Origin of the sequence: Mycobacterium kansasii ATCC 12478 (assembly GCF_000157895.3) — a bacterium.
Lineage (GTDB): Bacteria > Actinomycetota > Actinomycetes > Mycobacteriales > Mycobacteriaceae > Mycobacterium > Mycobacterium kansasii.
On record NC_022663.1, the window covers coordinates 5130645 to 5157137 of the forward strand.

General features: G+C 68.4%; 11 protein-coding genes. 5 read left to right on the plus strand and 6 right to left on the minus strand.

Features of this window, described 5'->3' with window-relative positions; genetic code table 11:
- Window positions 1–2: 2 nt before the first annotated feature.
- Genes MKAN_RS22330 through MKAN_RS22340 form a run of 3 tightly spaced genes read right to left on the minus strand, consistent with a single transcriptional unit; the run spans window position 3 to window position 2903 of the window.
- A complete protein-coding gene (locus tag MKAN_RS22330; RefSeq protein ID WP_023372147.1) occupies window positions 3–482 on the minus strand; it encodes a hypothetical protein in 480 nt (159 codons plus the stop codon).
- Window positions 479–2293, minus strand: a complete 1815-nt coding sequence (locus MKAN_RS22335; protein WP_023372148.1) for a flavin-containing monooxygenase — start codon at window positions 2291–2293, stop codon at window positions 479–481. Before MKAN_RS22335 ends, MKAN_RS22330 begins: the two co-directional genes overlap by 4 nt.
- Window positions 2286–2903, minus strand: coding sequence for a TetR/AcrR family transcriptional regulator (locus tag MKAN_RS22340; protein ID WP_023372149.1), 618 nt, complete (start codon window positions 2901–2903; stop codon window positions 2286–2288). Before MKAN_RS22340 ends, MKAN_RS22335 begins: the two co-directional genes overlap by 8 nt.
- 130 nt (window positions 2904–3033) lie before the next feature.
- Between MKAN_RS22340 and MKAN_RS22345 the strand changes: the two genes are divergently transcribed.
- The 5 genes from MKAN_RS22345 (at window position 3034) to mnmA (ending at window position 8173) form a co-directional block, all read left to right on the plus strand.
- On the plus strand, window positions 3034–3870 hold the full coding sequence (locus MKAN_RS22345; protein WP_023372150.1) for a GNAT family N-acetyltransferase: 837 nt from the start codon (window positions 3034–3036) through the stop codon (window positions 3868–3870).
- Window positions 3870–4703, plus strand: a complete 834-nt coding sequence (locus MKAN_RS22350) for a lysophospholipid acyltransferase family protein (protein WP_036391269.1) — start codon at window positions 3870–3872, stop codon at window positions 4701–4703. Before MKAN_RS22345 ends, MKAN_RS22350 begins: the two co-directional genes overlap by 1 nt.
- A gap of 183 nt (window positions 4704–4886) precedes the next feature.
- Window positions 4887–5780: an amidohydrolase family protein gene (locus tag MKAN_RS22355; protein ID WP_042313906.1), complete on the plus strand. Its 894-nt coding sequence runs from the start codon at window positions 4887–4889 to the stop codon at window positions 5778–5780.
- A 123-nt stretch (window positions 5781–5903) separates the two neighbouring features.
- Window positions 5904–7085 (plus strand): cysteine desulfurase family protein, encoded by a 1182-nt coding sequence (locus tag MKAN_RS22360; protein WP_023372153.1) that lies wholly within the window; start codon window positions 5904–5906, stop codon window positions 7083–7085.
- Entirely contained in the window at window positions 7082–8173 is a 1092-nt protein-coding gene (gene mnmA, locus MKAN_RS22365; protein WP_023372154.1) for a tRNA 2-thiouridine(34) synthase MnmA, read from the plus strand. The genes MKAN_RS22360 and mnmA overlap by 4 nt, the downstream gene beginning before the upstream one ends.
- Before the next feature lie 229 nt (window positions 8174–8402).
- Here the strand turns inward: mnmA and MKAN_RS22370 are convergent, their stop codons facing one another.
- From MKAN_RS22370 to MKAN_RS22380, 3 genes are read right to left on the minus strand one after another with little or no spacing between them, the layout of a single operon-like run.
- Window positions 8403–8726 (minus strand): nucleotidyltransferase domain-containing protein, encoded by a 324-nt coding sequence (locus MKAN_RS22370; protein WP_160937467.1) that lies wholly within the window; start codon window positions 8724–8726, stop codon window positions 8403–8405.
- A gap of 17 nt (window positions 8727–8743) precedes the next feature.
- On the minus strand, window positions 8744–18325 hold the full coding sequence (locus MKAN_RS22375) for a Tc toxin subunit A-related protein (RefSeq protein WP_023372156.1): 9582 nt from the start codon (window positions 18323–18325) through the stop codon (window positions 8744–8746).
- Window positions 18326–18341: 16 nt separating this feature from the next.
- Complete coding sequence (locus MKAN_RS22380; RefSeq protein ID WP_023372157.1) at window positions 18342–26237, minus strand: SpvB/TcaC N-terminal domain-containing protein; 7896 nt, start codon at window positions 26235–26237, stop codon at window positions 18342–18344.
- Window positions 26238–26493: the final 256 nt, after the last annotated feature.

Genomic DNA, 26493 nt, shown 5'->3' on the forward strand with positions numbered 1-26493 from the left:
GGTCAGGCCGTAACCGGGTCGGCGTTGAAATCGGCGACCAGGGAGTCGATGGTGATCCGGGCGACGACGTTCATGTCGGCATCGTAGATCTCGTAGAGCAGCGCGTCGGGAGAGTTGGGGCGAGCCCCGAAGTAGACCAGACCGCCGTCGTCGCCGCCGCGCTCCAGATGCGGCTTTTTGTCGTTGCCGGTCAGCGCATAGTCACCCGCACGCCGGCAACGATGATTGCCGATCGCACCGTCTGATTCGACGTCCCACAGATGCTGCTCGCCGGCCAGCACGATGATGCTGGTGGTGGCCGCGTGGCGGTGGATCGGGCAGTGCCCGCCGTCACCTTGCCAGCGCACCACCATGTCGAGGGTGGCCACGTCACGGTCGTAGCCCAGGATGGTGTAGTCGTGCTGGATTTTGTATTTCGACCCCGGGCGTCCGGTCACCTCCTTCCACCGGTACCGCGAGGCGTCGAAGGTGCCGTCGATCAAGACGCGACCTCCTGATCGGCGGGTGCCGAAGTCCGCACGGCCAGGCCGGCGACCTCGCCTGCCTCCCGCCACGCCGTCAGGATGTCGGCGTATTCGGTTGGGTTGCCGAAGAAAAAGCTGTCCTGCTGCAGCCGGGCGCTCACCTGGCCCTCGCGGTTGTAGTAGCCGGGAGTGCACGCCTCACGCCGTCCGGCTATCACGGCCGAGCGCTGCACGACGGTGTCGACCCAGGCCGCTTCGGCCTCGGCAGTGGCCTCCACCTCGGTGACACCGTGCCGCAGCGCCCAGGCGATCACCCAGGCCACGTGCCGGGATTGGGTGTCGATCAAGTACGGGAAGTTCACGGTGAAGCCCGACTGGGCGATGCTTTCGATGAAGCAGTTCGGAAAGCCGTGCACGTGCAGGCCATGGAAGGTGCGGATGCCGCTGGACCACTTGTCGGTGAGCGTCAGGCCGTCGCGGCCGATTATCTCGAAGCCGGTCCGCTGGGAATAGTCGGTGCCGACCTCGAACCCGGTTGCGAAAATCAAACAGTCAAGCGGGTATTCGACGCCGTCGACAACGACACCCTTTTCGGTGATCTGCTCGACGCCATGCCCGTGGGTGTCGACGAGGGTGACATTGTCGCGGTTGAAGGCTTGCAGGTATTCGTCGTGGAAGCAAGGCCGTTTGCAGAAGTAGCCGTACCACGGTTTGAGCGCCTCGGCGGTGGCGGGATCGGTGACGATCGAGTCGATACGTGCCCGGATCTCTTCCATTTTCGCGAAGTCCGCCAGCTCCAACGGGGACGCCTGCCCGGGTACCGCGTTGGCGTTGTGCCGCACGATGGGCAGGTTCTTGGTTAGGCTGGTCCACGCGTCGTCAACCAAATCCTCGTCGGATTCGCCTCCCGCGGTGAGGATCTGGAAGTTCTCGATACGCCGTCGCTGCCAGCCCGGCTGTAGCGACGCCGCCCAGTCCGGATCGGTTGGCCTATTGGCCCGCACATCCACCGTTGACGGGGTGCGCTGGAAGACGAACAGCTGCCGCACCGCCTCCGCCAGGCGGGGCACGCACTGGATCGCCGTCGCGCCGGTGCCGATGATGCCTATCCGCTTGTCGGACAGCCGCTCGAGGTTCTTGCCGGTGTAGCCGTAATCCCAGCGGCTGGTATGAAAAGCGTGTCCGCCGAACGAGGTTATCCCGTCGATGCCCGGTAGCTTCGGTTTCTGCAGATAACCATTGGCCATCGCGACGAAGCGGGCGCGGATCGTGTCGTTGCGGTTGGTGGCGATTACCCAACGGGAGTCGCTTGGGTCCCAACGGATCTCGGTGACCTCGGTGTTCAGCCGCGCGTTGCGGTACAGGTCGTAGTGCTCGGCGATGCGCCGGCAGTGGGCGAAGATTTCGGCCCCCTTGGCGTACTTCTCGGTCGGGACGTAGCCGAGCTCTTCGAGCAGGGGCAGGTAGATGTAGGACTCGACGTCACAGGCGATGCCGGGGTAGCGATTCCAATACCAGGTGCCGCCGACATCGGCCGCCTTGTCGATGAGCCGGATGTCGTCCACGCCGAGTTGCCGGCACCGCGCACCGATGAGCAGTCCGCCGAAACCCGCACCGATGATCGCCACGTCGGTTGTTTCGGTGACCGGATCGCGGGAGAAGTCGGGATCAGCCCACGGGTCGTCCCCGAAGCGGGCGAATGCGCCTGCGATTTGCACATATTGACGGATGCCGTCCGGGCGCAGGCGCTTGTCGCGTTCCTGTTGATACTTGGCACGCAGCGCGTCCGGATCGAATGGTGATCCAGTGAGCCCAGTGAATTCAGTCATGACCGCCTTCCGGTTCTGCTGCCAGCCCGCGCCGTACCAATCGCAGGTAGGCGTCGACGATTTCTTCCTCGTGAGCCGGGTCGCCGACGAGGTCCTCGAGGAACCGATGGGCGCCGACCAGGAAGTGTGCTTGCGCGGCGATCTCGACGTCGGTCATCGCCCGTACCGAGCCGGCCGCGATGCCGTCGCGCAACCGCGCCGAAACCAGGTCCACCCAGGCATTGATGCCCTGGCGATACAGCTCGGGCTCGAGAAATCTGATCTCGTCGACCAACCGGATGTGGCCGGGGTTGCTGCGCACGTACTCGACATAGGCCAGCAACCCGGCGCGGTGACGCTCGAAGAAATCGCCGCTGTGCGGCGCGCGTTGCTCTTCGGAGGCAGCCAGCCGCGCAAAGAAATCCATCATCAGCTTGCGCATGGTCGCGCGTAACAATTCCGCGCGAGAGCCGAAGTGATAGTGGAGGTTTCCCACTGCGGTGTTGGCTCGTGCGGCGATCCCGGTCACCGATGCCCGATGCAGTCCGCGCTCGCTGGCCTCGGCCAGTGCGGCATCCAGAATCACCGCACGCGTCCGGTGGCGCTTCGCGTATCCCGGGACGTGTGCCATGGCACAAAATACTGGATCAATTTTCAAAATTCGGCAAGGACCCGGTGCTGCGACATGTTGTCACCTGACGTGCACCAGCCCGTCACAGCGCCGATGCCGATTAGCTGACCGGCTGCGCCACGTTGGTGGCATGAGCATCGCTTCTGTCCTCATACCCAGCGACAAGTCGAACGATCCGGCGGCCGGATCATCCTCGGGACCACGCTATTCCCTGTTGCTGACCACCGACGACGCTTTGATCGAGGCCGCGCAGCGACTCCGCTACGACGTCTTCAGCCGTACGCCCGGCTTCACGTTGCCCGCGGCCAGTGATGGTCGCGATGTCGACCGATTCGACGAGTACTGCGACCACCTGCTGGTCCGCGACGACGACACCGCTGAGCTGGTGGGGTGCTACCGGATGCTGCCGCCGGCGGGTGCCATCGCCGCGGGAGGTCTGTATACCGCCACCGAATTCGACGTCCGCGCGTTCGACCCGCTGCGGCCGTCGTTGGTCGAGATGGGCCGCGCGGCGGTGCGCGACGGTCATCGCAACGGCGCGGTGGTCCTGCTGATGTGGGCGGGCATTCTCGCCTACCTGGACCGATGTGACTACGACTATGTGACCGGCTGTGTGTCGGTCCCGGTCGATTCAGGCGACGACGTCCCAGGATGCCAGCTGCGCGGCGTGCGTGACTTCGTGTTGGCGCGTCACGCTGCGCCGTACCGGGTGCACCCCTACCGGGCGGTCCGCATCGGCGGTAAGGCCCTCGATGACATTGCGCCGCCGCGGCGTGCGACGCTCCCGCCGCTGATGCGTGGTTACCTACGGCTGGGTGCACAGGTCTGCGGCGAACCCGCCCACGACCCCGCCTTCGGTGTCGGTGATTTCTGCGTGCTGCTGAGCAAGCGTCAGGCCGATGCCCGCTACCTGAGTCGACTGCGGTCGGTGTCGGCGGCCTCGGCATTGGTGGGCGGGGTGGCCTGATGAGCCCTTCGGGAGGGCATGCGTGGCTGCCACGCGCGTCATGCGATGTCAGCTGTGTGGGCCACCCGGCCGATTCGCCGCCCGTGCTGCTGGCGCTGCGGGTGGCGGTACGCCTTGGCCTGGCGCTGCTGCTGGCACCCGGGGTGCCGCTGCTGTTCGTCCTTGGTCGCCCCCGCCTGCAACGTGCCTACTGCCGGGCGGTGCTGCGCTGTTTTGGCGTCCGAATCATGGTGTCGGGCAACCCGATTCGAAACCTATCCGGCGTTCTGGTGGTCAGCAACCACATGTCTTGGCTGGACGTCTTCGCCATCGGCGCGGTGCTGCCCGGATCGTTCGTCGCCCGTGCCGACATGTTCAGCGGCCGCGCGATCGCCATGGTGGCCCGCCTGCTGAAGATCATCCCGATCGAGCGGGCCAGCCTGCGCCGGCTGCCGGCAGTGGTGGGCACCGTCGGCGGCCGGCTGCGTGCCGGCCAGACCGTGGTGGCCTTCCCGGAGGGCACCACCTGGTGTGGGCTCGCCTCCGGCAGCTTCTACCCGGCGATGTTTCAGGCCGCCATCGACGCCGGCCGCCCGGTACAACCACTGCGGCTGACCTATCACCACGTCGACGGCACGGTATCGACCACGCCGGCCTACGTCGGCCAGGACACGTTGGCACGGTCGGTGTGCCGGGTGCTCGCCGTGCGCCGCACGGTCACCCGGGTGCATGTCGGTTCCCTGCAGTTGCCGGGCACCGATCGCCGGGCATTGGCCAGACGGTGCCAGCTCGCGGTACACCAGCGGTCGCAGCGGTCGCAGCACCCGGCTCCTCGGCAGGCGCTGGCGGCTTGACGGCACGCCGTTTTGTCTCCCGTGTCGGACCAGCGAAATAGTTGTCCCAAACCAGGAATCACGTTGTCCGGCAGGGCAACCACTACACCGGACATGTCGCGCAATAGTCTGTTCAAGGTGAAGACGTTGCCGGATGACGCTGCTGGCGCACCTGAGGACAGTACCCCGACGCCGGTCATCGACATGTGGGCGCCGATCGTGCCGGCTACCGAGATCGTCGACGACCTGCGGGCCGGATTTCCTGCCGAACAGCTTCGATATCTCGAAGTGTTCACCAAGACGCGGCTGACCACCGAGCAATTCGCGGCCTACGCCGAATCGCTGCGCCGAAGCGACGATGCCATCCTCGCCGAACTCGACGCCGCCGGTATCCGCCTGAGTCTCATCACCGGCTTCGACGAGCACTCCACCTGCGGCGTGACGTTCGTGCACAACGAATCGGTGGCCGCGCTCGCCGCCCGGCATCCGGATCGGTTCATCCCATTCGCCGGGGCCGACGTCATGAGCGGCACTTCGGGCCTCGACCAACTCGAGCATTGGATCACCGATCGCGGGTTCCGCGGACTCAGCCTGCGACCCTTCATGATCGGCCGTCCGGCGTCTGACCCCGCATACTTCCCGTACTACGCCAAGTGCGTCGAACTCGGAATTCCGCTGAGTATCCACACGTCGGCCAACTGGACCCGAACCCGGCCCAGCGAACTCGGCCATCCCCGTCACATCGACGACGTCGCGTGCCGCTTCCCGGAGCTGACCATCCTGATGAGCCACGCCGGCTACCCGTGGGTGCTCGACGCCTGCCTGATCGCCTGGAAACACCCCAACGTCTATCTCGAACTCGGCGCGCACCGCCCCAGGTACTTCGCGGCCCCCGGAGCCGGGTGGGATGCTCTCATGCGATTCGGCCAGAGCACGATTCGCGACAAAGTTGTTTACGGCTCCGGCGCATTCCTGATCAACCGTCCTTACCAGCTACTCTGCGATGAAATGCGGGCACTTCCCGTGGACCCGACCACCCTCGAACAGTGGCTCTGGCGCAACGCCGCCCGGTTACTCGGATTATCCGGCGCCGACTGAGGGTGGGCTGCGCCCCCGGTCGCCGCGCGGCTCGTCTCGTCGGCCCGCCTGCATTGCGGCCTGCATTGTCGACCGCCGGAAGATTCTGGGTCTCCGGACCCGGCCGGTATCGTGGGGCGAGTCATGGTCTACCTGGATCACGCCGCGACCACCCCGATGCACCCCGCCGCCATCGAGGCGATGACGGCCGCGCTCGGCTCCGCCGGCAACGCATCCTCGCTGCACACCACGGGGCGTGCGGCGCGCCGCCGAATCGAGGAATCCCGGGAGCTGATCGCCGGCAGGCTCGGCGCGCGCCCGTCGGAGGTGATCTTCACCGCGGGCGGTACCGAGAGCGACAACCTGGCCGTCAAGGGCATCTACTGGGCGCGCCGTGACGCGCAGCCCGGCCGTCGGCGCATCGTGACCTCGCGGGTGGAGCATCACGCGGTGCTCGACGCGGTGGACTGGCTGGTCGAGCACGAGGGCGCGCAGGTGAGCTGGCTGCCCACTGCCGCCGACGGCTCGGTGTCGCCCGCCGCGCTGCGTGAGGTGCTGCACAGCCATGACGACGTCGCGCTGGTGTCGGTGATGTGGGCCAACAACGAGGTCGGCACCATCATGCCGACCGCCGAACTGGCCGCCGTCGCTGCCGAGTTCGGCGTGCCCATGCACAGCGACGCCATCCAGGCGGTGGGGCAGTTGCCGGTCGACTTCGGCGCGAGCAGGTTGTCGGCGATGAGTGTGACAGCGCACAAGTTCGGCGGTCCGCCGGGCATTGGCGCGTTGCTGCTGCGCCGCGACGTCGCCTGTGTGCCGTTGCTGCACGGCGGTGGCCAGGAGCGCGATGTCCGTTCGGGCACTCCCGACGTCGCCGGGGCGGTAGGCATGGCAGCCGCGGCGCGGATCGCCGTGGACGGATTGGAAGCCAACAGCGCGCGGCTGCGGTTGCTGCGCAACCGCCTGGTCGAAGGTGTGCTCGCCGAAATCGACGGTGTGCGTCTCAACGGTGCTCGTGACCCGTTGCGCCTTCCGGGCAACGCGCACTTCACCTTTGGCGGCTGTGAGGGCGATGCGCTGCTGATGTTGTTGGACGCCAACGGGATCGAGTGCTCGACCGGGTCGGCCTGCACCGCCGGTGTTGCCCAGCCGTCGCACGTGCTGATCGCGATGGGCGCCGACCCTGCCAGCGCCCGCGGATCGCTGCGGCTTTCCTTGGGGCACACCAGTGTTGATGCGGATGTCGATGCGGCATTGCGGGTGCTGCCCGCAGCGGTGGCCCGCGCCCGCGGAGCCGCCCTGGCCGCCGCGGGAGCCTCCCGGTGAAGGTCCTTGCCGCGATGAGCGGCGGGGTCGACTCTTCGGTCGCTGCCGCCCGCATGGTCGACGCCGGCCACGAGGTGGTCGGCGTGCACCTGGCACTGTCGACGGCGCCCTCGACACTGCGCACCGGATCGCGGGGTTGTTGCTCCAAAGAGGACGCCTCCGATGCCCGACGGGTCGCCGATGTACTCGGAATCCCGTTCTATGTCTGGGATTTCGCCGAGAAGTTCAACGAAGACGTGATCGACGACTTCGTCTCGTCCTACGCTCGCGGCGAAACACCCAACCCGTGCGTCCGGTGCAATCAGCGGATCAAGTTCTCGGCGCTGTCCGCACGGGCGCTGGCGCTGGGCTTCGACGCGGTGGCCACCGGGCACTATGCCCGGCTGTCGGATGGGCGGCTGCGCCGCGCCGTCGACCGCGACAAGGACCAGTCCTATGTGCTGGCCGTGCTGACCGCCCGGCAGCTGCGCCACGCGCTGTTCCCGATCGGGGACACGCCCAAGCCGCAGATACGGGCCGAGGCGGCCCGCCGCGGCCTGGCGGTTGCCGACAAGCCCGACAGCCACGACATCTGCTTCATTCCGTCCGGCGACACCCGGGCGTTTCTCGGTGCGCGCATCGGTGTTCGCCGCGGCCTCGTCGTCGATGCCGACGGCGCCGTGCTGGCCACCCATGACGGCGTGCACGAGTTCACCATCGGCCAGCGCAAGGGCCTCGGCATTCCCGGCCCGGGCCCCGATGGCCGCCCGCGCTACGTCACCGCCATCGACGCCGAAACCGCGACCGTTCGCGTGGGTGACGTGTCCGATCTCGACGTGCACGCGCTGACCGGACGAGCGCCGGTCTTCACCGCCGGCGCCGCACCGTCGGGTCCGGTCGACTGCGCGGTGCAGGTGCGTGCCCACGGTGAAACAGTCGCCGCCACAGCCGAATTGGTGGGTGACGAACTGCTGGTGCGATTGCACGCACCGCTGCGCGGCGTGGCGCGCGGCCAGACGGCGGTGCTCTACCGGCCGGATCCCGGCGGTGACGAGGTGCTCGGCAGCGCCACCATAGCCGGCAGCCACCGGCGGCAAACCGCAAGCTGAACGAGGCACCGAGCGTCGTTTCGGATGTCGAAGGAGCCGGCGGAAAGCATTCGATTCGCTCCCAAAAAACGAGCCCTAAAAAGCGAAAGAGCCCCGGCGAGCGAGGTCTCAATCTAGTAACGAAGGCTTTTTATGACAGTGCAATTCGTCCTGCGACTAATTCAACACCCCAATACAATGACTTTAAGTTCCTCCGGACCTTCAAAATACAACGCGGAAAGTCATCCGGTCAAGGATTCCCGGCTAATTCGCGAACAATCGAACGGTCACCGCGCACATACAGCGGCACCGCGGTGGACAGGATCGATTGGGCAAAGCAACCGGGATCGGCCCACGCGGCCCGGGCCTCGTCAGGCGTCAGCAGGTGCACGTCCACAGACACCGGGAATCGCAACAGGAGGTCCCGCAATTCGTGGCGCAGCGCATCGGAGGCGCGCTTGCCGGTGATGACGAGCAGATCGACGTCGCTGTGCTCGCGCTGCCGGCCTTTCGCGAACGATCCGAAGAGCAGGACTTCCTCCGGATCACACGCTCGGACAACAAGTTCGGCCATCGCAGCCGCCGCGCGGATCATGGCGTGCCGAACTGCAGCACGAGGTAGGCGTGACTGATCAGGCCGGCGGGAAGCGTCTTGAAGTTATTGTCCGCCTGGCGCTTGATCGACAGTTGCCAGCTGCCCAGCAGCGGGGTGCCGGGGCCGGGCGTGATGACAGCATGGAACAGGTCACCGAAGGTGCCGTCGACGGTCAGCGGCACGCTGGCGCCAAGGTTGTGTCCCGGCCCCGCGGCGCGGACGTCGAACGGCTGGGTTGCAGCGCTTTCCACCACCAGGTCGGCCCGCGTGACGACCAGGCCGGTTGATCCCGCCGCGCGCCGAATGGCAAATGGAACCTGCTGCATGCCGACGTCAATGGCGAAGATTTGCTCCGCATCGGCGTCGGGGCGTTCGAATCGGTACCACTCGCCGGCGAATTCAGCGTCGAGCGCAAGTAGGCGGGCGCCATTCTTGGGCAATTTGGTATTCAACGCGGTGGTGGCCGCGGTCGCCAGCGCGGGGCTGCCGGGCAGCGCCGTGTACTCGACATGCACGATGACGTCGGTGACCGTCGCGAGGTCGAAGTGGTTGTGTGCCTTCTTCAACGCGATGGTCCATTTGCTCACCGCGCCGGCGCCCTCGAAGGGCAGGTAGCGGTCGTCGTCGCCGCGGCTGTCGAACACGCCGCTGTCGGCGCGCCCATGGCTGGTGGCGATCATCGTCACCGGTACGTTCTCCGCGGCGAACCGGCGGGCGTCGTCGGTCACCAACGGATCGCCGTAGTCGCCGCCGGGATCATCGATCAGCCGCACACCGTTGCCGGTCAGCGTCAGCGTCGCGTTGACATTGGTGTACGGACCGGTCACACACGGCACCGACATCGCGACCGAGCGCAGCCGGCGCTGATAGTGGCCCGGATGGTCGAGGTCGTAAAGCCACTCGTCGAGGGTCAGGTCGCAGCTGCCGGTGGTGCGCAGCTGAACCAGGGCCATCGGGTTGATCGCCGCCAGGGAGAAGGACCGGGTCAGCTCCAACCGGCGCCGGTTGGTGTCCAAGTAGGCGGCCTCCATGCGGCGCAGGTCGGCGGTCAGGCGCTCACCGGCCAGCAGACCTTTCTTGAGGCTGTCCCAGTACCCGAACTGGACGAATGTGGGACGGGACGAGTCGGCGCCCAACTCGTACTCAAAGGCCCGCTCGGCCTGCTTGCCCATGTCATAGGCGAGTTGGTAGGCGCGGAAGTAGACGGTGGCCAGTTGCCCGACCATCCAGTCGTAGAGCTGCTGATTGGTGTATTTCGACTTGAGGTATTCGGCGGTGGCCCCGACATGGTCGATGTGCAGCTCGTGAGCTTCCAGCTCCTTCTCGGCGATGGTGATGCGCACCTTCGACGCCTCCAGCTGCGCGCTCAGATGCGCCCGATCCTTCTGCGCGACGGTGAACTCGTGCTGGTTGCGGTCGTATTGACGGGTGTACATGCCTTGCGTTTCCAGCATGTGGCCGCCTTGGTGCAGGATGCCGGCCAGACCGTTGAACAATGCGGCGAAGCTGCCGGCCGCGCTGCCGACGTTGGTGCCGCCGAACTTCACCGTCAGCGTGGGGGAGCCGCCGAAACCCGCTGCGCCGGCTTCGATCTGCGGAATCAGGTGGGACGGCCCGGCGACCGCGCTGAGCACGGTGGCCAGGATCTCCGAGATGAGGCCCAGGCCGTGCACGACCACGCCGGCCGTCTCCCAGTCGTTCATCCGCGGAATGCCGCCGAAGTAGGCGATGCGTTCGTCGATCGCGTCAAAACCCTTCTCCATCGCGGCGGCCGCCAGGTTGGCCTCGGTGATCTGCTGTTTGCGGATCAGGGTGATCGCGTCCTGCAAGGCAACGTCGTTTCCGGCGGTCAGCAACGCCAGCGCTTCGGCGTCGCGTTTCTCCAGCGCGCCGATCATCTGCTGGCCCAGCGACCGCACCTCGGCGCACACTTCGAGCGCCTTACCCACCAGCGTGCGGAAGCGGTACGGGCTGGCGGCGGCCGCGGAGGGGGCCAGGACGCTGTCCAGGTCGACGCCGGCCGCGATCGCGCGCACCAGTACCGCCGGGTCGATCGGTGGGGCAAACGGTGGCAGCTGACGCACCTGGCCGGCCAGATTCATGCAATGGCGGATCTGGAACAGCCGGCCCTCGACCGTCGTCCAGTACTGCTCGAGCTGATCGTTGGCCGGGATGCCGAAATACAGCAACGGCAGCTCGGGGAGCGGCGGTGTTCCGGGCGGGGCATCGACCACGGTGGCCGGGCGGGCCACGAAGTTCTCAAGCAGCACGTCAACCCGCTTGTTGCCGAACGGATCCAACGGGGAGGCCGCCGTCAGCTCGGCATAGGACTGGTCGGCGCGCGGCGCCGCCGGGACGTGCTCGGGGCGGCGGCCGAGCAGCTCGTGGGCCAGCACGTAGAGCATCCGTGCCTCGTTGATAGACTCCAGCGTGTCCATCCGGTAGAGCTGGTCACCCCAGGCGATCAGGTTGTCGATGTACTTCATGACAACCGCCTTCTGGAAGGCCACGGGCCGGGTCCGCGCCACCAGGAACGGCTTGAACGGGTCGTTCTTCCAGGCCCGGACCTCCGGTGCATGGCTTTCGACGTTGTCCAAGATGCTTTGGATGCGTTGCTTGCGTATCTCGACGTCGCCCATGTCGAAGAACGGTTTGGTCACCCAGAAACGCTGCGGCGCGGCCAGCTGCTCGGTGTCGGTCGGGTCGAAGATGTAGTGGAACCACTTCATGGCCTCGTCGAAGCGCTGGTTGGCCGTGAGCTTGCAGGCGATCAGGAATGGTGCGTGAAAGAACAACTCCCAGTTGTAGATTGACGTCGCCCCGCGCGGGCTGAAGTCCACGACGTCGGTCTGGGCGGTCGGTTCGGCGATGGCCACGCCGGTGGGCTGATAGCTCGCGAAGTTGAAGGAATTGGTCGGGTAGAACGTCTGCGGGAAGCGCTGGATGGCGCGCCTCAGCAGACCGGGGATGCCGCCGCGGTTCAACTCACGCAGAAACAGCGCGGTGTACTGGTGCGAGAACGGCGCGAACCGGTACCGCAGCTGCAGCGTCTGGCTGGACCCGTGCTGGATGGTCACCCACTCAGACTCCACGAAATATGTTCGGCCGGTGTCGGAGTAGAAGAACGGGCTGCGTTCGTAGGCGGCGGTGTCCAGCTGCACGTGATGCGTCGAGAACGACAGCGAGAACGGAGCCCGTGCCGCGTTGAGCAGCGCGACCGAAGCTCCGGACTCGAGCACCGACAGCCGGCCGCTGTTCATCTTGTAGGTGTTGTTGACCAGGCGGTTGGTCTGGAAATGCATGCCCTCGGGCAGGGCCATTCGCGGCGCGATCTCATAACCGCCGGTGAGCGGCAGCACCATGCGGCCGCGATCGTCGGCGGCGTCGTGGACGTACTGATACGACGTCGTCTGGGTGAGGGCCGGGGAGGCCAGCCCGGCGGCGTCGAGCACGTGGTATTGGCCGCGCAGCGGTTTCAGCTTGGTCGCAATCACGTTGCCGTCGAACACGAATGACGACGAGTGCCACGGGCGCGCGGTCTCGTCGAAACGTGTTCCGGTCAGGTAGGCGAACTGACCGGTGTAGGGGTCGTAGAACTTGGTGTTGTTGAATTCCAGGCTGGTGGACACGTAGAGGTCCAGCCACAGCTGGTTTTCCCGGGTCTTGTAGCGCGGTTTGAGCGTGTAGCTGCCGGCGGGCCGCTGCCATGGATGCACGAGCGGGTTCGGCGTGACCCGGCGCGGGCTCCACCCGTCCTCGCGGCGCACCGCCCAGGCGAGTTTGATCTCGAGCTGCTTGGGCGGCTCGGGGGCATCGCTGGTGGATGCGGTCTGCTGAGCCGCGGGCTGGCGCCGCACCTTCTGCGGCTTGTCGGTGATTACCAGCCAAAACAGGTGCAGCGCACGGTTATACACCACCGGCACGACGTGCTCACCGGTGATATCGAGGTCGATACGCTCCCAGGCCGACCACACCCCGGTGTTGAGGTCGAAGCCGCGGTAGAAGTAGGACGGGGTATCGGTCTTGGTGCGCCCGATGACATGCACCCGGTTGATCGACGGCGGCAGGTTGTCGAAGGGCGAGTCGTCGTCGACGTCGTGATACATCCCGACCACCTCGAGGTCGTGCACCTCGTGCACCTTCTCCAGGTAGTGGCGCAGCGCGGTCTCGGCCCGCGCGTCGGTAATTTCCCCTTGCAGCAGTTCGTTTTCCAGCTCGACGAAGAATGGCGACTTGTCGTCGCGCAGGGCGGGTTCGATCCAGTTCTCCGGATACAAAAAGATCTTGCGGTTGGCTTCCCAGATCCGATAGTTCTTCATCCACTTCCACTGGCTCCAGGCGTCCAGCGAGACCTGATCGGCCCGCTCGGCGCCGGAAATCAGCACCTCGGGCTTTTCCACGTTGAGGAAGCAGCGCTGCACGAAGGTCTGCACCGCGCTGATGGCCTCCTGGATGCGTGACGTCAGCTGGCAGGCCGACATGTCGACGTCGATCAGGAAGTAGTTGAAGACATCCTCGGAGTTGCGCCAGTACTTGCGGTTGGCGTACACCGTGCCGTCGACGGTGACCGACGGGGATTCAATGCGCAGCGACTTCTCGATCAGATGGGCGAGCAGACCGTCGCGTTTGTGCTCGCGCATATTGTCCTGCATCGGCGTCACGGTCGAAAGCCACGCGGCAGCTTCGTATTTCGACTTCGCCGTCTGTCGTATCTGGCGGGCGATGTCGGCCTGGGCGGCGTCGGTGTCGCGGTCCGCCCAGGCGAAACATGTTGCGGCAGAAACACCGAGGCGTTTGATCTGGGCGGCGGCCGCGCACAGCCGGGCCAGGAAGCGCAGGTCGCGGTAGGGCGCTCGCCGGCCGGCATCGAGCTTGGCGAGGTCGTCGGCGCTGAGGCCGAAGTCGGCGGCGGCCGTGCGCAACTGCGCCAGCGTCGACGCGGGCTTGCTGCCCAGGCGCAGCAGCTCGGGCGCCGACGGCACCGTCGCGCGCAGCAGCCGCAGCCGGGCCAGGGCAAGCCAGTCGCCGAAGAGATCGGTCGGCGGCTCGGCGGACACCGGCAGATCGCCGAATGCCAGCACACCCACGTCGGCGGCGTTGTCGAGCAGCCATCGCAGGTCGTCGAGTGCGGTGACGCCGTGCACACGCATCAGACGAACGACCTTGTGCAGCAACGCATATGAGGCGTAGAGGCTGGGCTGTGCCGCGGCGCTCAGCTCGGTGACGTAGTTTCCGGCAGCGTCGTTCGCGTCGATCGCCGCATCGGTGAACCGGGTGGCCAGCGGCTGGCCGTTCACCGCAATTCGGGCCAACAGCAGCGCGGCGTGCTCGGCTGGCACCCCGAAGGTGGTGGCGACGTGGCTGATGGCCGCCCCGGCGCGGGTATCCGCGGTGGCGGTGCGCAGGCTTTCCCGCAGGGTGCGCGCGGCGTCGGTGGTGGCGTCGTCGCCGGGCAGATACGGCGAGTCCGGCCGGGCGTGCAGCAGCGCGTCGAGTTCGGCGGGCGCGACTCCGGCGGTGTGGACGACGTCGCGGACGTCGAGGAATTCCAGCAGCGCCGCGGGGGAAGCGAACGGGTCCTCGACCACGGACTCGACGAGCGTGGCCAGCGCCAGCAGCTCGCCGGCACGCATGCCCAGGCCGCGGGCCAGCGTAGCCCAGCGCACCAGGCCGCTCAGGTGCGCGATGTCGAAGGTCGCGCCCACCTTGGCGAGCAGTGCGGTGAGCTCGCTTTCGGTCACCGACAGCGCCGCCAACAGGGCCGGGTGGTGATCGGCGGTGATGGCGCCGCCGCCCGGCGTCGCGAAGGCGGGGTCGGGCGGGTTGAGCACGGCGGGGTTGGCGAACAGCGCGGCGTAGGCCGACATCGCCGCCCGGGCGGGGTCGGCGGGGTCGGGACGGCCCTGCCGGGGCAGATCACCGAACCAGGTGGCCAGCGTCTCGGCGGGCACGTTGAGGCGGCCCTGCAGTTGGGCGGCGTCGCGCAGGGCGACCAGTGCCGGTCCGTTGACGGCGCCGCCGCCGAGGTGGGTGGTCCGCACCAGCAGGTCCAGCTCCCACAGATCCCACGGCACGTGACGCGACAGCCGCAGCAGCCGGTGGATGCGGTCCAGCACGTCGACGGTGATCCCGGTCATCCGCTGGTCGCCGAGCGACGCGCTGCTGACCGGCCGCGCCAGTTGCACGGGCGCCGGCGCCCCCGGCGGGTTGATCCAGGTCAGCGTCCGCAATTCCAGGATCTGCTCGTAGGTCAGGTGGGCGTGGCCCATCACGTCCAGCACCGGGATCTCGGCCTGGTCGGGGTCCAGGCCCCAGAACTTCTGCTGGGCGGCCGGAGTGGCCGCGGCGGTGGTGATGATCGACGTCTCGTGGGAGGAGATGCCGAGCTGCTCGGCCGCGATCGACACGGCGTCGGCGTCGGGGTCGCCGAACACCCCCATCAACCGCCAGCGCGGGACACCCAGGTGCTCGAGCAGCACGCGGGCGTCTTCTTGCCACAGGTCGAACACACCCGTCATCGGGAAGTCGGCGCTGCGCAGCGTGTCGTAGGCGCCGTCACGTTGATGCTCGGGGACCGCGCGCAGCTCCTCGGCCGGGCGGGTGGTCTGGCCGTCCGGGTCCGCTCCGGTCACGGCGGCTTCCAGGATTTCGCAGACCAGGTCGATGTAGGGCACCGCGGTCTCGGTGTTGGGGCAGTTGAGCTTTGTCGTCACCAGGTCCGGACGGCGATCGGTGAGGATTTCGCGCACGGTGCGCCCCGCGACCTGCGAGGGATGCGCGTCGAGGAAGCGCAACAGGTCGGCGAGGTAGGCGGCCGGGCCGTACACCGAGGCGCAGTGCGCACAATCGCACACGTCGAGCGGGCCGAAAAGCAGCTCAAGGTCCGGGATCTGGCCAAGCAGATCGGCACGCTCGGCGACGCTGACTCCTTGCGGGACCACGGCGGCCGGATCGCTTTGGTGGATCTCGGCGCGGAAGTCGCCCAGGCGCGCCAAGACGTTGGCGTACTGGAACAGGGCGTAGCCGTGGATCGACAGGGCCGTCGGCTGGTCGACGCCGCTGGCGCCGAGCTTCTGCACCAGTTCGGCTTTGCCCATCGACAGGATCTGCATCGAGCTGTGCAGGTGGTTGTCCAGCAGCGCCCGGCCGGTCGATGCGGTGGGGGCCAGCCGGTGGGCGCGCTGCAGGACGCGCAGATCGGCGCGTACGTCGTCGTCGACCGCGATGGCGTTGCTGGCCACGAACCCGTCCACGTTGGCGGTCCGCAGGTCCAGGTCCTCGTGGGCGTCCACCAATGCCGCGACCTCGTCGACCTTGGTCAGCGCGGTCTGAGTGCTGCGGCCGACCTCGGCGACGAAAGCGACCGTGGGGAAGATGCGCTCGCTCTGGGCGGCCAGCGTGCGGGCGAACGTCTCGCGCCGCGCCGGCAGCGTGGCACCGTCGGTCCCGTCCGGGATCGCGTTCCCGTTGGCCGAGATGTAGTCGCTCCATTCCTGAGGGGTGAGCTTGGCCAGGTCACGTGCCGAGCTGACCCGCCCGTCGGCCGGATCGGCGATCTTGTCTTTCATGAAGGTCATCGTCGGCAGATGGTTCTTGACGACGAGCCCGACTTCCACGGACTGCTTGAAGTCCTGGACCTGGGTTTCCAGGCCCGGCAAGGCGGCGTTCACGCCGGTCCAGAACTCGTTGCCGAAACCGCGTGTGCTCACGAAAACCTCGGCGACCCTGTCGAATTCGCCGGCCGGGATGGTGCTGGTGCCCAGCACCGACGCCAGGCTGCCGTTGCCCACGAGCAACGGCTTGTGCAGTGCGAAGGCGGTGCGGTTGGCGGCCAGCGCCGCGGTGATGTCGGCGCGGCGGGCGCCGACGGTGACGGGAATCAGGTTTTCGGCCAGCGCGCTATCCAGTGCCGCCTCCTGCAGCGGGCTCTCCATGAACGCGATGCCGTTGGCGGTGTTCTCCACGAGTTGGTCGATGAGCTCCCATTCGTGGGTGCTGGCCAGCAGCTCGTCGGGCAGGGTCGGCGGCAGGCTCTGCTGGAGAAAGGCGTACACCACCGCGATGTCCAGTGCGCCGCCGGCGAGCTTGGACGACACCCGGGCCGCCAGCACCATGCGCATCACGTCGTCCTGTGCCAGGCCGCACGCCAGCGCGACGTGGCTGATATCGGGACGTTCGGCGGTTTCGGTGAGCAGGATCAGCGGGGCGCCCTTGGCGGCGGCGCTGATGGCCGCGAGCCGCACCTCGTAATCGGACGGCCCGGCGTACGGCCGGTCGCCCTGAGTGAAGTTGGCCCACGCCATGGGCGGCGGGTTCGTCAGGTTCTTGCGCCCGATCTCGGCGCCGGCGGGGTCGCGATAGGTGACCGTCAGCAGCAGCGGGGATACCGGCTTGCCGGTGGCGGCGTCGACGGGCGCGGTGTACGGCAGATCGAAGAAACCGTTGGCCAGGGTGGCGCGCTGCCCCAGCACGACGCCGGCGCCACCGATGGCGCGGGTGCGCAGCTCGACGCTCGCGCCTTTGATGCCGGCCCACGCGGTGTCGCGGACGGTTCCGCGGATGCGGGCCGTGGTGGCTGCGGCGGCGGGATTGGCGCGGATGACGGCCTGGTTGAGCGCGGCGAGCGTGCCCCTGTCGACGTGACCGGTCTCCGGCAGCCCCGCCGACTTCTGGAAGGCGAGCACCGCGGCGCGGGTGGACGCCCCGAACCGGGTGTCTTTGAACTCCGTCTCGTTGACCGCGTGGCCGAGGAACGCCAGCGTACGCTGCAGGACCGGCACGTCCTTGTTGGTTGCGTTGAGGCGCAGTGCCCGCGGGATCGGCTTCAGTGCCGTCGGATCCGGCGCGGACACCAGCACCGGCTTGCGCGGTTTGCTGGCGGCGGCGGCGTGCACCCGGTCGAAGGTTTCCGGATCCATGGTGCCGGTCGCCGGTAGGCCGAAGCGCGCTTGCAGGGTGCGGATGGCGGCCTGTGTCGACGGCCCCAGTTCCTTGGTTCGCATCTCGGTGCCGTCGATGTGCAGGTCGATGTTGCGGGCGCGCGCGGCGCGCAGCATCGTCTTCTGCAGCTTGCTGGTTTGCGTCTTGGTGCCCAGTTTGCGGGTCAACGCGTGCGCGCGCAGCGCGGTGATGACGTCCTGGGTCACCAGGCCGTCATCGCGCAGCCCCGCCTGGGCGGCGAACTCCTTCAGCTGGTCGCGGGTCGAGGGGCCGAAGGTACGCGTCTTGCGCTCGCCCGGGTCGACGGCCACCCCGGCGTCGGTCAGTAGCTGCTGGATGCGGCCGGCGCGGTAGCTGCTTGCGGTCAGCAGCTGGTCTTCGACGTGGACCTTGAGCGCGTCGACGGTGGATTTGTTGAACTTGCCGGTCTGGTCCAGTCCCGCCCGCTCCTGCAGCACTTTGACCGCGGCGGAGGTGGTCTTACCCAGCTTGGCCTCGTCCACCTCGCCGGCGTCGACTGGCAGGCCCAGCGTGCCGAGCGCCTGGTGCAACAGTTCGACGCGGTGCTTGGTCGGCGTGGCGCCCGGGCTCTGCAGGCGCGCGATGTCGTCGAGCTTGAGTTTGCTGTCGAGCGGCATGTCCGGGTCCCTTCGGTCACCAGATGCTGAACAGGTAGGCGATGCCGGCCACCGCGGCCCCGATTGCGGCGCCGACGGCGGTGCCGACGCCGGGAATGACGGATCCGATGGCGGCGCCGACCCCGACGGCGGCCAGCAGGCCGATGGTGTCTGCCTCTTGTTGGGTGGCGCCCAGGTATTCCTTGGCGGCGTTGCGGGCCGCCAGTCCGGCGAGTGCGCCGCCCGCGCCGGCGGCCGCCACGACGGGAACCGCCTCGGCCACGGTCAGCAGTGTCGCGGCTGCGGTGTGGTAGCCGAGGCCGTAGGCGAGCAGGGCGCTGCTACCCACGACGGCTTCGGTTTCGACGACGCCGGGGATCGCGACCCGGGCGGCGCCGGCGACCGCGCCGCCGACTCGCTGGCCGAGGCTGGGTCCGCCGCGCGAACCGCCGCCCTTGGAGCCCCCGCCCGGCGCACCGCCGCCGGTGGGGGCGGTCCCCGTTCCGCCGCCGCTGCCGCGGGTGCCGCTGTTGTTGAGGTTGGGCACGAATTTGGCCAGCCGCTGCGGCAGCGGCGCGCCTTCGACGGCGCCGGAGCCCTTGCGAATGATCGAGATTCCGTCTTCGTGTTCGATGAAGATGTCGACCTTGCGGTCGCCGGGGGCGGTGTCGGCCAGGTGCGCCAGCACCCGGCGCGCTTCGGCGGAGGAGTGGAAGTCGGCCCACGAGTATCCGGGCGTGGCGGCCTCCGGGTCACCGGGCACCAGCGGCGGCATCTTGGGTGTCGGGTTGACCTTGCGCATGTCGAAGTGGACCGTGCTGGCGACCTTGCCTTCGAGCGCCTCCTCGGTCATCAGCGCCGAGAACATGGGGTAGAGGTCGCGCCGCTGGCCCTCGGAATTGGGTATCTGGAATTGCTTTTCCAGCTCCGGGCCGGACGGGAAGAACGCCGGCGGTCCCGTGCCGGGCCGTCCCCAGTTGTACTTGTCCTGAATGTTGAGCGGGATGAGCCCGGTGTTGTGCTCGGCGCGGTCCATGTAGCCCATTCCCGGTCCGAATGCGACGACGTATTTCGACGGATCCCGGTTGACCACAAAGGGTCCCGCGCTGACGCCGCCGCCGCTGGTGATCGTGATGCCGCCGGCGGCCGTCGGCTCGTCGCCCATGCCGCCCGGGTCTTTGCGGCTGACCGGGTTGCCGCGGCTGTATGCGTACAGGCAGGTGCCGCCCTCGATGCCCATCGGATCGCAGGAGACGAACCGGCCCAGCCAGGGCGCGTAGTAGCGGGCGCCCAGGTGTTGCAGTCCCGACTCCTCGTCGCGCTCGGCGCCCAGGAAGCGGAATCGCTTGGGCGTCTCGGTCTGCCTGCGTACCGCCTGGTAGGTGGTGGCGCCGTAGGGGGTGTATTCCTCGAAGCTGATGATCCGCGCCTGGTCGTCGAGCTCGACGGCCGCTGAACCGAGTTGATCGCGGACCTGATGTCGCACAAGGTGTTTCGGCGCCCCCGGCGGCCCGCCGGACAGCGTCGTCTCCACGATGGCCAGGGTGGCCGAACCATCGGGGATGTGCAGGATCTCCTGGGTCAGCGGTGACGGGCCGGCGCGGCGCAGGATCTCCACGCCGCCCAGCTGGATGCGGTCCTGGACGACGGCACCCGCGGCGGTTTCGGTGATTTTGCGTAGACGTTCGCCGCCGGCGCCGTAGACGTAGTAGGTCCGCTCGCCGGCGTGGGCGGTGCCGTCGGCGTCGCCGGCGTTCACCGCCTGTCGCCGCGTCATCCGCAGCCGGTCGCCAAAGTCCCACTGCATCGCTTGCAGCTGCGGCATTTTCAGCGTGTCGCCGTGCTCGTCGTACTCGTAGACGTCGGTCACGCCGTCCACCGTCGTGCTGGTGAGCCGGTTGTTGTGCTGTGCCGGCTCCAGCAGGCTGGTCTCGGCGTAGGCATAGGTTCGGGTCCATCCCGGATTGGCGGGATCGGTGCCGACGTGTGCTACCGCTTGCAGGTTGCCGACGTCGTCGTAGGTGTAGCGCTCGAGGTAGCGTGCCATCGCGTTGCCGTCGGCCGGGTGCGGGATACGAAGGCGCGCAACGTCGTTGTACGTGGTCGGGGATGGTGCCGCCTGACCGATGTGTTCGCGGCCGGTGGCCTCGATCAGCCGGTAAAAGGCGTCGTAGGTGTAGTCGCTGTCGGCGGTGACGCGCCTGTTGCGGAAGAAGATGGCCTGCTGGGCGAGGTCGCGCACCGCGGCGACGTTGCCGCTCGGATCATGCACGAACCGCTGATTCTGCAGCTGGCATCCGGGCCATCCCGCCGGCGGCGGGTCCGGGCAGTCGGCGAAAGCTGCTGGGTTACGGCGGCTCTGGAGCTCGGCGAGCCGCTGGGTCAGCGGGTCGTAGCGGGCGGTGGTGCGCACACCGTTGCCGCGGTCGACCTGGATGCGGCGCCCTTGCGCGTCGTAGCGCACGTCGGCCAGTGCGGATACGTCGGCGCTGGCCGGGTCGAGAAGTGCTGGGGGATCATCGGATTCGTCGATCCACACGTCGAGACGGCGCAGCAGCGAGCCCTGGTCGTACTGCTGCTGCAACACTTTGACCGCCGCGCCGGGCTGGTTGCTGTGCGGCGCGATGACCTGAATCGGCCGGTTCAGCGCGTCGAACCGGGTGGCGCTGAGGTAGCGCTCGTTTTCCAGGCCGACCGCCCCGGACCAGTCGATGACGCTGCGGTAGTCCGTCACCAATGCCCGTTCCACCCGCAGCGGATTGCCGGCGAAGTCGAAGCGGTCGGTGGTCACCGACCCGGACTGGTCCCGCAGTTCGACGGCACGCCCACGCAGGTTGGCCGCCTGCGGGTCGGGCCGCGATTCGCCGTAGACGGTGTCGGCGACCAGAACGTCGGCGCCGCCGTCGTTCAGCACGGTGCCGGTGGGCCGGCGCAGCACGTCGTAGCGTGTGGTGAACCGCCGGCCCTTGTCGTCCCAGGAGACCAGCGCGCCGCCGATGGCGTCGGTCAGGCTCCAGCGGGCCCCGGCCTCCATGCTGGCTTCGTGGATCCGGTTGCCCTGCAGGTCGAATGCGGCGCGCAGCACGGTCCGCCCGCGTGCGTCGATCACCGCGCGGCGCCGGCCGAGGACGTCGAGCACGTCCCGGTTGCGGTAGCTGCGTTCGGTCGGCGGGTCGGCCGGTGCGGCGTCGGAGTATTTGTAGCGGTTGGTCACCACCGTCAGGACCGCGCGCCCGAGCGAATCACTATGCGCCACCGTCGGTGTCGCAGCGTGCACCATCGCCTGCTCGGCGGCGCGACGCTGCGCAGCCCGTTCGTCGGCGTCCGGCCAGCGCCCGGCCGCCAACGCGGGATCGGTGCGCAGCGCGGCCCAGGTCGGGACGTGCGCCGCCGCGGGCAGGCGTTCGAAGAAACCACCGACGTCGTCGTCGGCGGCGCCCACCAGCGCCACCGTGTCGTTGGCGTCCCAGGATTCCGAGCGCCACGCGCCGACGACGGTCTTCTGCCAGGTGTGGTCGGGATGCAGCACCCCGACCGTGCGGCCCAGCGGGTCGTAGAACGTGATGGGGCTGACCCCCACCCGGACATCGAATTCGAACTGATGGCGGTCGGTGTAGAAGGGTTGGTACTGGCGGACGGCAAAACCCTTGTTGTTGTACACCGTCCAGCCGCTGGCGATCCACCTCGGGTCCGCGTCGGTCGCGGTGAGCACCGGCTGCCCGTCGGCGCCGACGATCACCGCGCCCGCGGCGTCACGCTGCGCAACCGGCCCGGCGCGTGCCTGCACCTTGGTTTGCACCTGCCGGCCCAGGCCGTCGGAGTAGGCCAGGCGGACCTGCAGCGGACTGGCCGCCCCGGCGGGCAGATCGGACACGTGGATTTCCCTGACGATGGTCACGGTCACCGGCGGACCCGCCGGCGTCCGGCGAAAGGCGTTGCGGTCCACGATTGTTCGTGTCGTCGCGCCCGCCAGCAGGGTGGCCGCCAGCGGCCCGCGCGGGTCGGCCAGCAAGTCCTGCAGCTGCGCCGGTGTCGGGTCGGCGACGAAGCCGTCCAGCGTGTCACCCTCGACGGGGGCGGGCGCGGGTTTGCCCATGACGGCGCTGCCGGCGACCACGCCGAACGGGTCGTAGGCCACGGCACTGATGTTGCCGTTCGGGTCGGCCAGGCGCGACGGGCGGAGCACCCGGTAGTCCAGACCGACAGCGCGGGTGGTGTTGCCCAGCGCGTCGCGGGTCTCGGCGACCAGCAGGTCGTGCGCGTCGAGCACGGTGAACGACTCGGTGCTGGTGGCGGCGGTGTGAAACGGGTCCCGAAGGCGCAGCGGGCGGAAGAAATGTGCACGGGCGTAAGCGAATTCCTGGGCCGGGTTGTCGGTTGCGCCGGGTGACAGCAGCTCACGGGTCGACGAGGTCCAATAGCCTGGATGGCCGTCGGGGTGCGCATAGCCGCCGGGGCCGTCGAGCAGCGCGGCGCTCACCTTGGTCCCGTACACCTGGTCGACCAGACCGGGCGTCAAGGCGAGGGCGTAGCGCTGGTGCAGCAGCGCGCGGCGCCCGGTGCTGCCCAACGGCGCGGGGCCGCTGAGGTCGTCGCGGCGGAAATAGGCGCGGCGGTGGTCGACCAGCCGCTTCTGCGGTGTGGCTCCGGTTGGCGTTGCCTCGAAAGGGATTTCGGTGGCCTGCACGGTCCGGCGGGCAAGGTCGTCGAACCCGTATCGGGTCGCGGGGGCCGGGGGCGGGATCCCGGTCAGCTCGTATCGGCGTTGCTCGCAGGGCACCGGCTCGCGATACGTGCCCGGCTCACTGAGAGGTTCGGTCATCCGGTTCTCGGCGAGCAGCACACGCACGGCGGCCTGCGCGGCCCGCTCCTCGGGCGGCAACTCTGCGTCCGGCGTGGCCCGCGCGTACACCACCTGCGCCGCACGCACGACATTGCCGTGGTCGTCGACCTCGAGGGTCAGGTCGTGTTGGACCCGAGGGTCGTCCGGCTCGCGTTCGTAGTGCAGCGTGATCGTCTCCCGAGGCGCGGTGTGGAAGACGGCGCGCCGGTTGCCGGCCCGGCGTTGCAGGCAGCGCACGGTGCTGACGCTTTCGGTCACCGAGTAGGGGTGCGGCTGGCGGCGGGTGCCGTCCAGTCCGTAGACCTCGCGGCGCAGCAGCGAGCCCTTGAGCGCGCGGCGGGCCTCGCGCTCCTCGTCGACGGTGAGCCCGGCCGGCACTACCGGCTCACCCAACTGCGGTTGCCCGTAGTAGTCGCGGGCGAGTGCGGCGTCGAACTCCGCGCGGCGCTCCCACTGGCCGGTGTGAAACCAGGTCACGGTGTGTGCCGGCGGCACCTGCGCGGACGCCTCTAGGTTGGCGGCGACCGGGGCCGCGCCGGCGGGATCGAGCGCGGCGAATGCCTCGCTGTCCCATTGGTCGACCTTGGCGAAGCCGCGAAATTCGCGCTCGACGACGTCGAAATACCCGTAGTGGTAGGCGAATCGGGTGCCGTATCGGTTGCCGCTGATGTGGTCGACGACGACGATTCGCTCCACGACGTGCACCGGAAACGGCAGCGGGAGCGGCCACGGGGCGCCGGCCCGCTTGTCGGCGAGGTAGAACCGGGTCGACGGCGCGTATTCGACGCGGGTTTCGGCGCCCATGTTGTTGGTCGTTGCGACCAGTAGATGCGGTTTGGCGCCCCCCATCAGGTCGAGGTAGCGAATCGGTGCGCCCGCGTCGCCGGGCAGCGACGACGACCACACCAGGCAGGCGGTTCCGTTGCCGAGCAGGTCGGCGGCCATGACGTTGACCACGTCGTCGAGGTGCGGCAGCGGGGGGAGCGGGCGCGCTTCGCTGAGGCTGTTGCCGGACCGGTTGAAGTACAGGCGAATACCGTCGTCGGCGAGGTAGATGAGGTCGGTGGTGCCGGATCCGTCGATGTCGGCCAGCCGGATACGACGCTGATCGAACGCCTCGGCGTCGTCGAAGGGGGCGACGTCGTCGAGGGTGATCTTGGCGCCGAATTGGCCGTAACCCAGGTTCGGCCAGTAGCAGACGTCGCCGTTGCGGATCCGGACGATGTCGGCCAGCCCGTCGCCGCTCATGTCGGCCAGCTGGATGGATTCCAGCGCATCGGCGAGGACGACGCGTGGGCCCAGCTCCTCGTTTAGCGCTGCGGGCACCCGCGCCCGGTCGCCGAATCCTTCGTCGCCCAGGAACGGATACCAGGCCAGCGCTTCGTCTTCGGTGACCAGGACGTCGGGTCGGCCGTCGCCGTCGACGTCGACGAAGCGCAGCGCCGGGTCGTCCCACACCAGCGCGGGAAGCCGCTCGAAGGCACGCAGGTTTTCCCAGCCGGCGCCCGGTGCCCGTTCGTAGTAGCCGGGCACCGGGCCGTCGAGGCAGACCAGGGCGGGGCGCCCGTCCCCGTCGAGGTCGATCAACCGGTCGCGCCCCGACCGCGGCTGGCTGGAAACCACTGCGGCGGAACCAAATTGGCCTTCGCCGAGGTTGGCTTTGTAGTACCACCAGCCTGCCTCGTCGGCGAGGATGCCGGGCAGTCCTTCCCCGTCGAGATCGACGAGTCGGCGCCGCGCGTCCAGGCCGGCGGGGAGGTCGGCGATGTCCTCGGCGTCGAGCTGGCGGACGGCCTCCTGGATCGCCGGACGGCTGTAGCGCAGCTCCACCGGTGGCAGCGACTGCTCGAGTTCGGTGCCGGGCGCGTCGGCGTGGCGATATCCCGACTGGGTGACCGCGCACAGGAAGGAGCCGTACCGGGTGCTTCCGTCGTGTGCGTGTTCCACGGCGACGGAGGCGGGCAGGTCCAGGTCGTTGTAGTCGAAGTGGGTGGCGGCGACGAGGCCGTCGTAACCGGGCCGCACGGGTTCGGCCATGCCGGCCACGTCGGGAATGTGGTGGAACACCAGTGCCCGCCGGCAGCGCCGGACGGTGCGGACTTCGAATCCGGGCCGAAACGTCGAGAACGGGTCCGGCCGCGGCGCCCACGCGTGAGCCGGCTGCGGGCTGGCGCGAACCAGGGTGTGCTGCTCGCGTGCCGGCACGCCGGGGGCGGGCGGCAGCGTTTCGAAGTGGCCCTCGTCGTAGTCGAAGACCACCTCCATCATCCACACCGTCGAGTCGATGTTCGCCTGGGTGAGATCGGTTGGGCGGTCGCCGTTTTCGTCGAGCAGCGTCGTGCGGTTGGCGTACCGTACCCGCTTGAGGTAGCGGTTGGCGCTGCGTGCCGCGTCATCGCGGTCGCCGCGGTTGCGTTCGTGCACCTGTTCGAGCGGGACCCCGGCGCCGTTCTCGGCGACGTAGTCGAACAGGATTCCGTTGCCCCTGTCGTCGCGGGTCTCGCTCACCAACCAGGAGAAGATGCGGCGCCTGTCGGCCGGGTCGCGGATGCGTGAGCGGTCGTCGCGGCCGTAGATCGTCAGCACGTTGTCTCGGGAAAACGAGCGCCAATGCACATCGCCGTCGCTGCGCCGAGTCCACCGTTCGATCCGCGCGAACAGGCCCTCCAGCCGGGGCCGGTAACGATGGATGACGTAGCCGGGGGCGCTGGCCCGGTCCTCGAAACGCGTACCGGCGTCGGTGAGCACCGGAACCAGGTCTTCGGTGTCGGCCAGGATGAACACGTCGGACTCCGCGGCGTCCCGGTATCGCGGCAGCCCGCGATCGGTGCGCCGGGTGATCGACGCGAGGCGCAGCGTCCAGCCGAAGCCGAACGGTCCGTTGCCCGAACCGCTGTCGTAGGTCAGGGTCAGGCTGGGGCCGAAGCCGTCGCGTCCGGGGCTGGCCGGAATCGGAATGGACAGGCTGCCGGTTCCGGTGACGGGATTGGCCCCGAACTTCTCACCGATGCCGCGGATCGCCCCGCCCCCCTTGGGCAGCGCCAGTGGCGCCGCCGCGGCATTGCTCTGCTCGGTCAGTGGCTGGGCCACGGTGCTTCCGATGCGGCACCAGGCACGTCGCCCGCCGGGTCGTAGGCAGCCAATGTCACTTCACCACCGCCCGAACCGAAACTGCTTGCGCCCGTTGCGTCGACCCCGCATCCGCCACTTCATCCACCAAGTCGGTGTTGGAAAAGTCGTGCCCGACCGTCACCATCGTTGCCCGCCCCTTACCGAATCAGAGCAGAAAATCCTCGGCCCGCCGGTCACCCCAGGTGACCACGTATCGCTCAGTCACGGTGGTCAG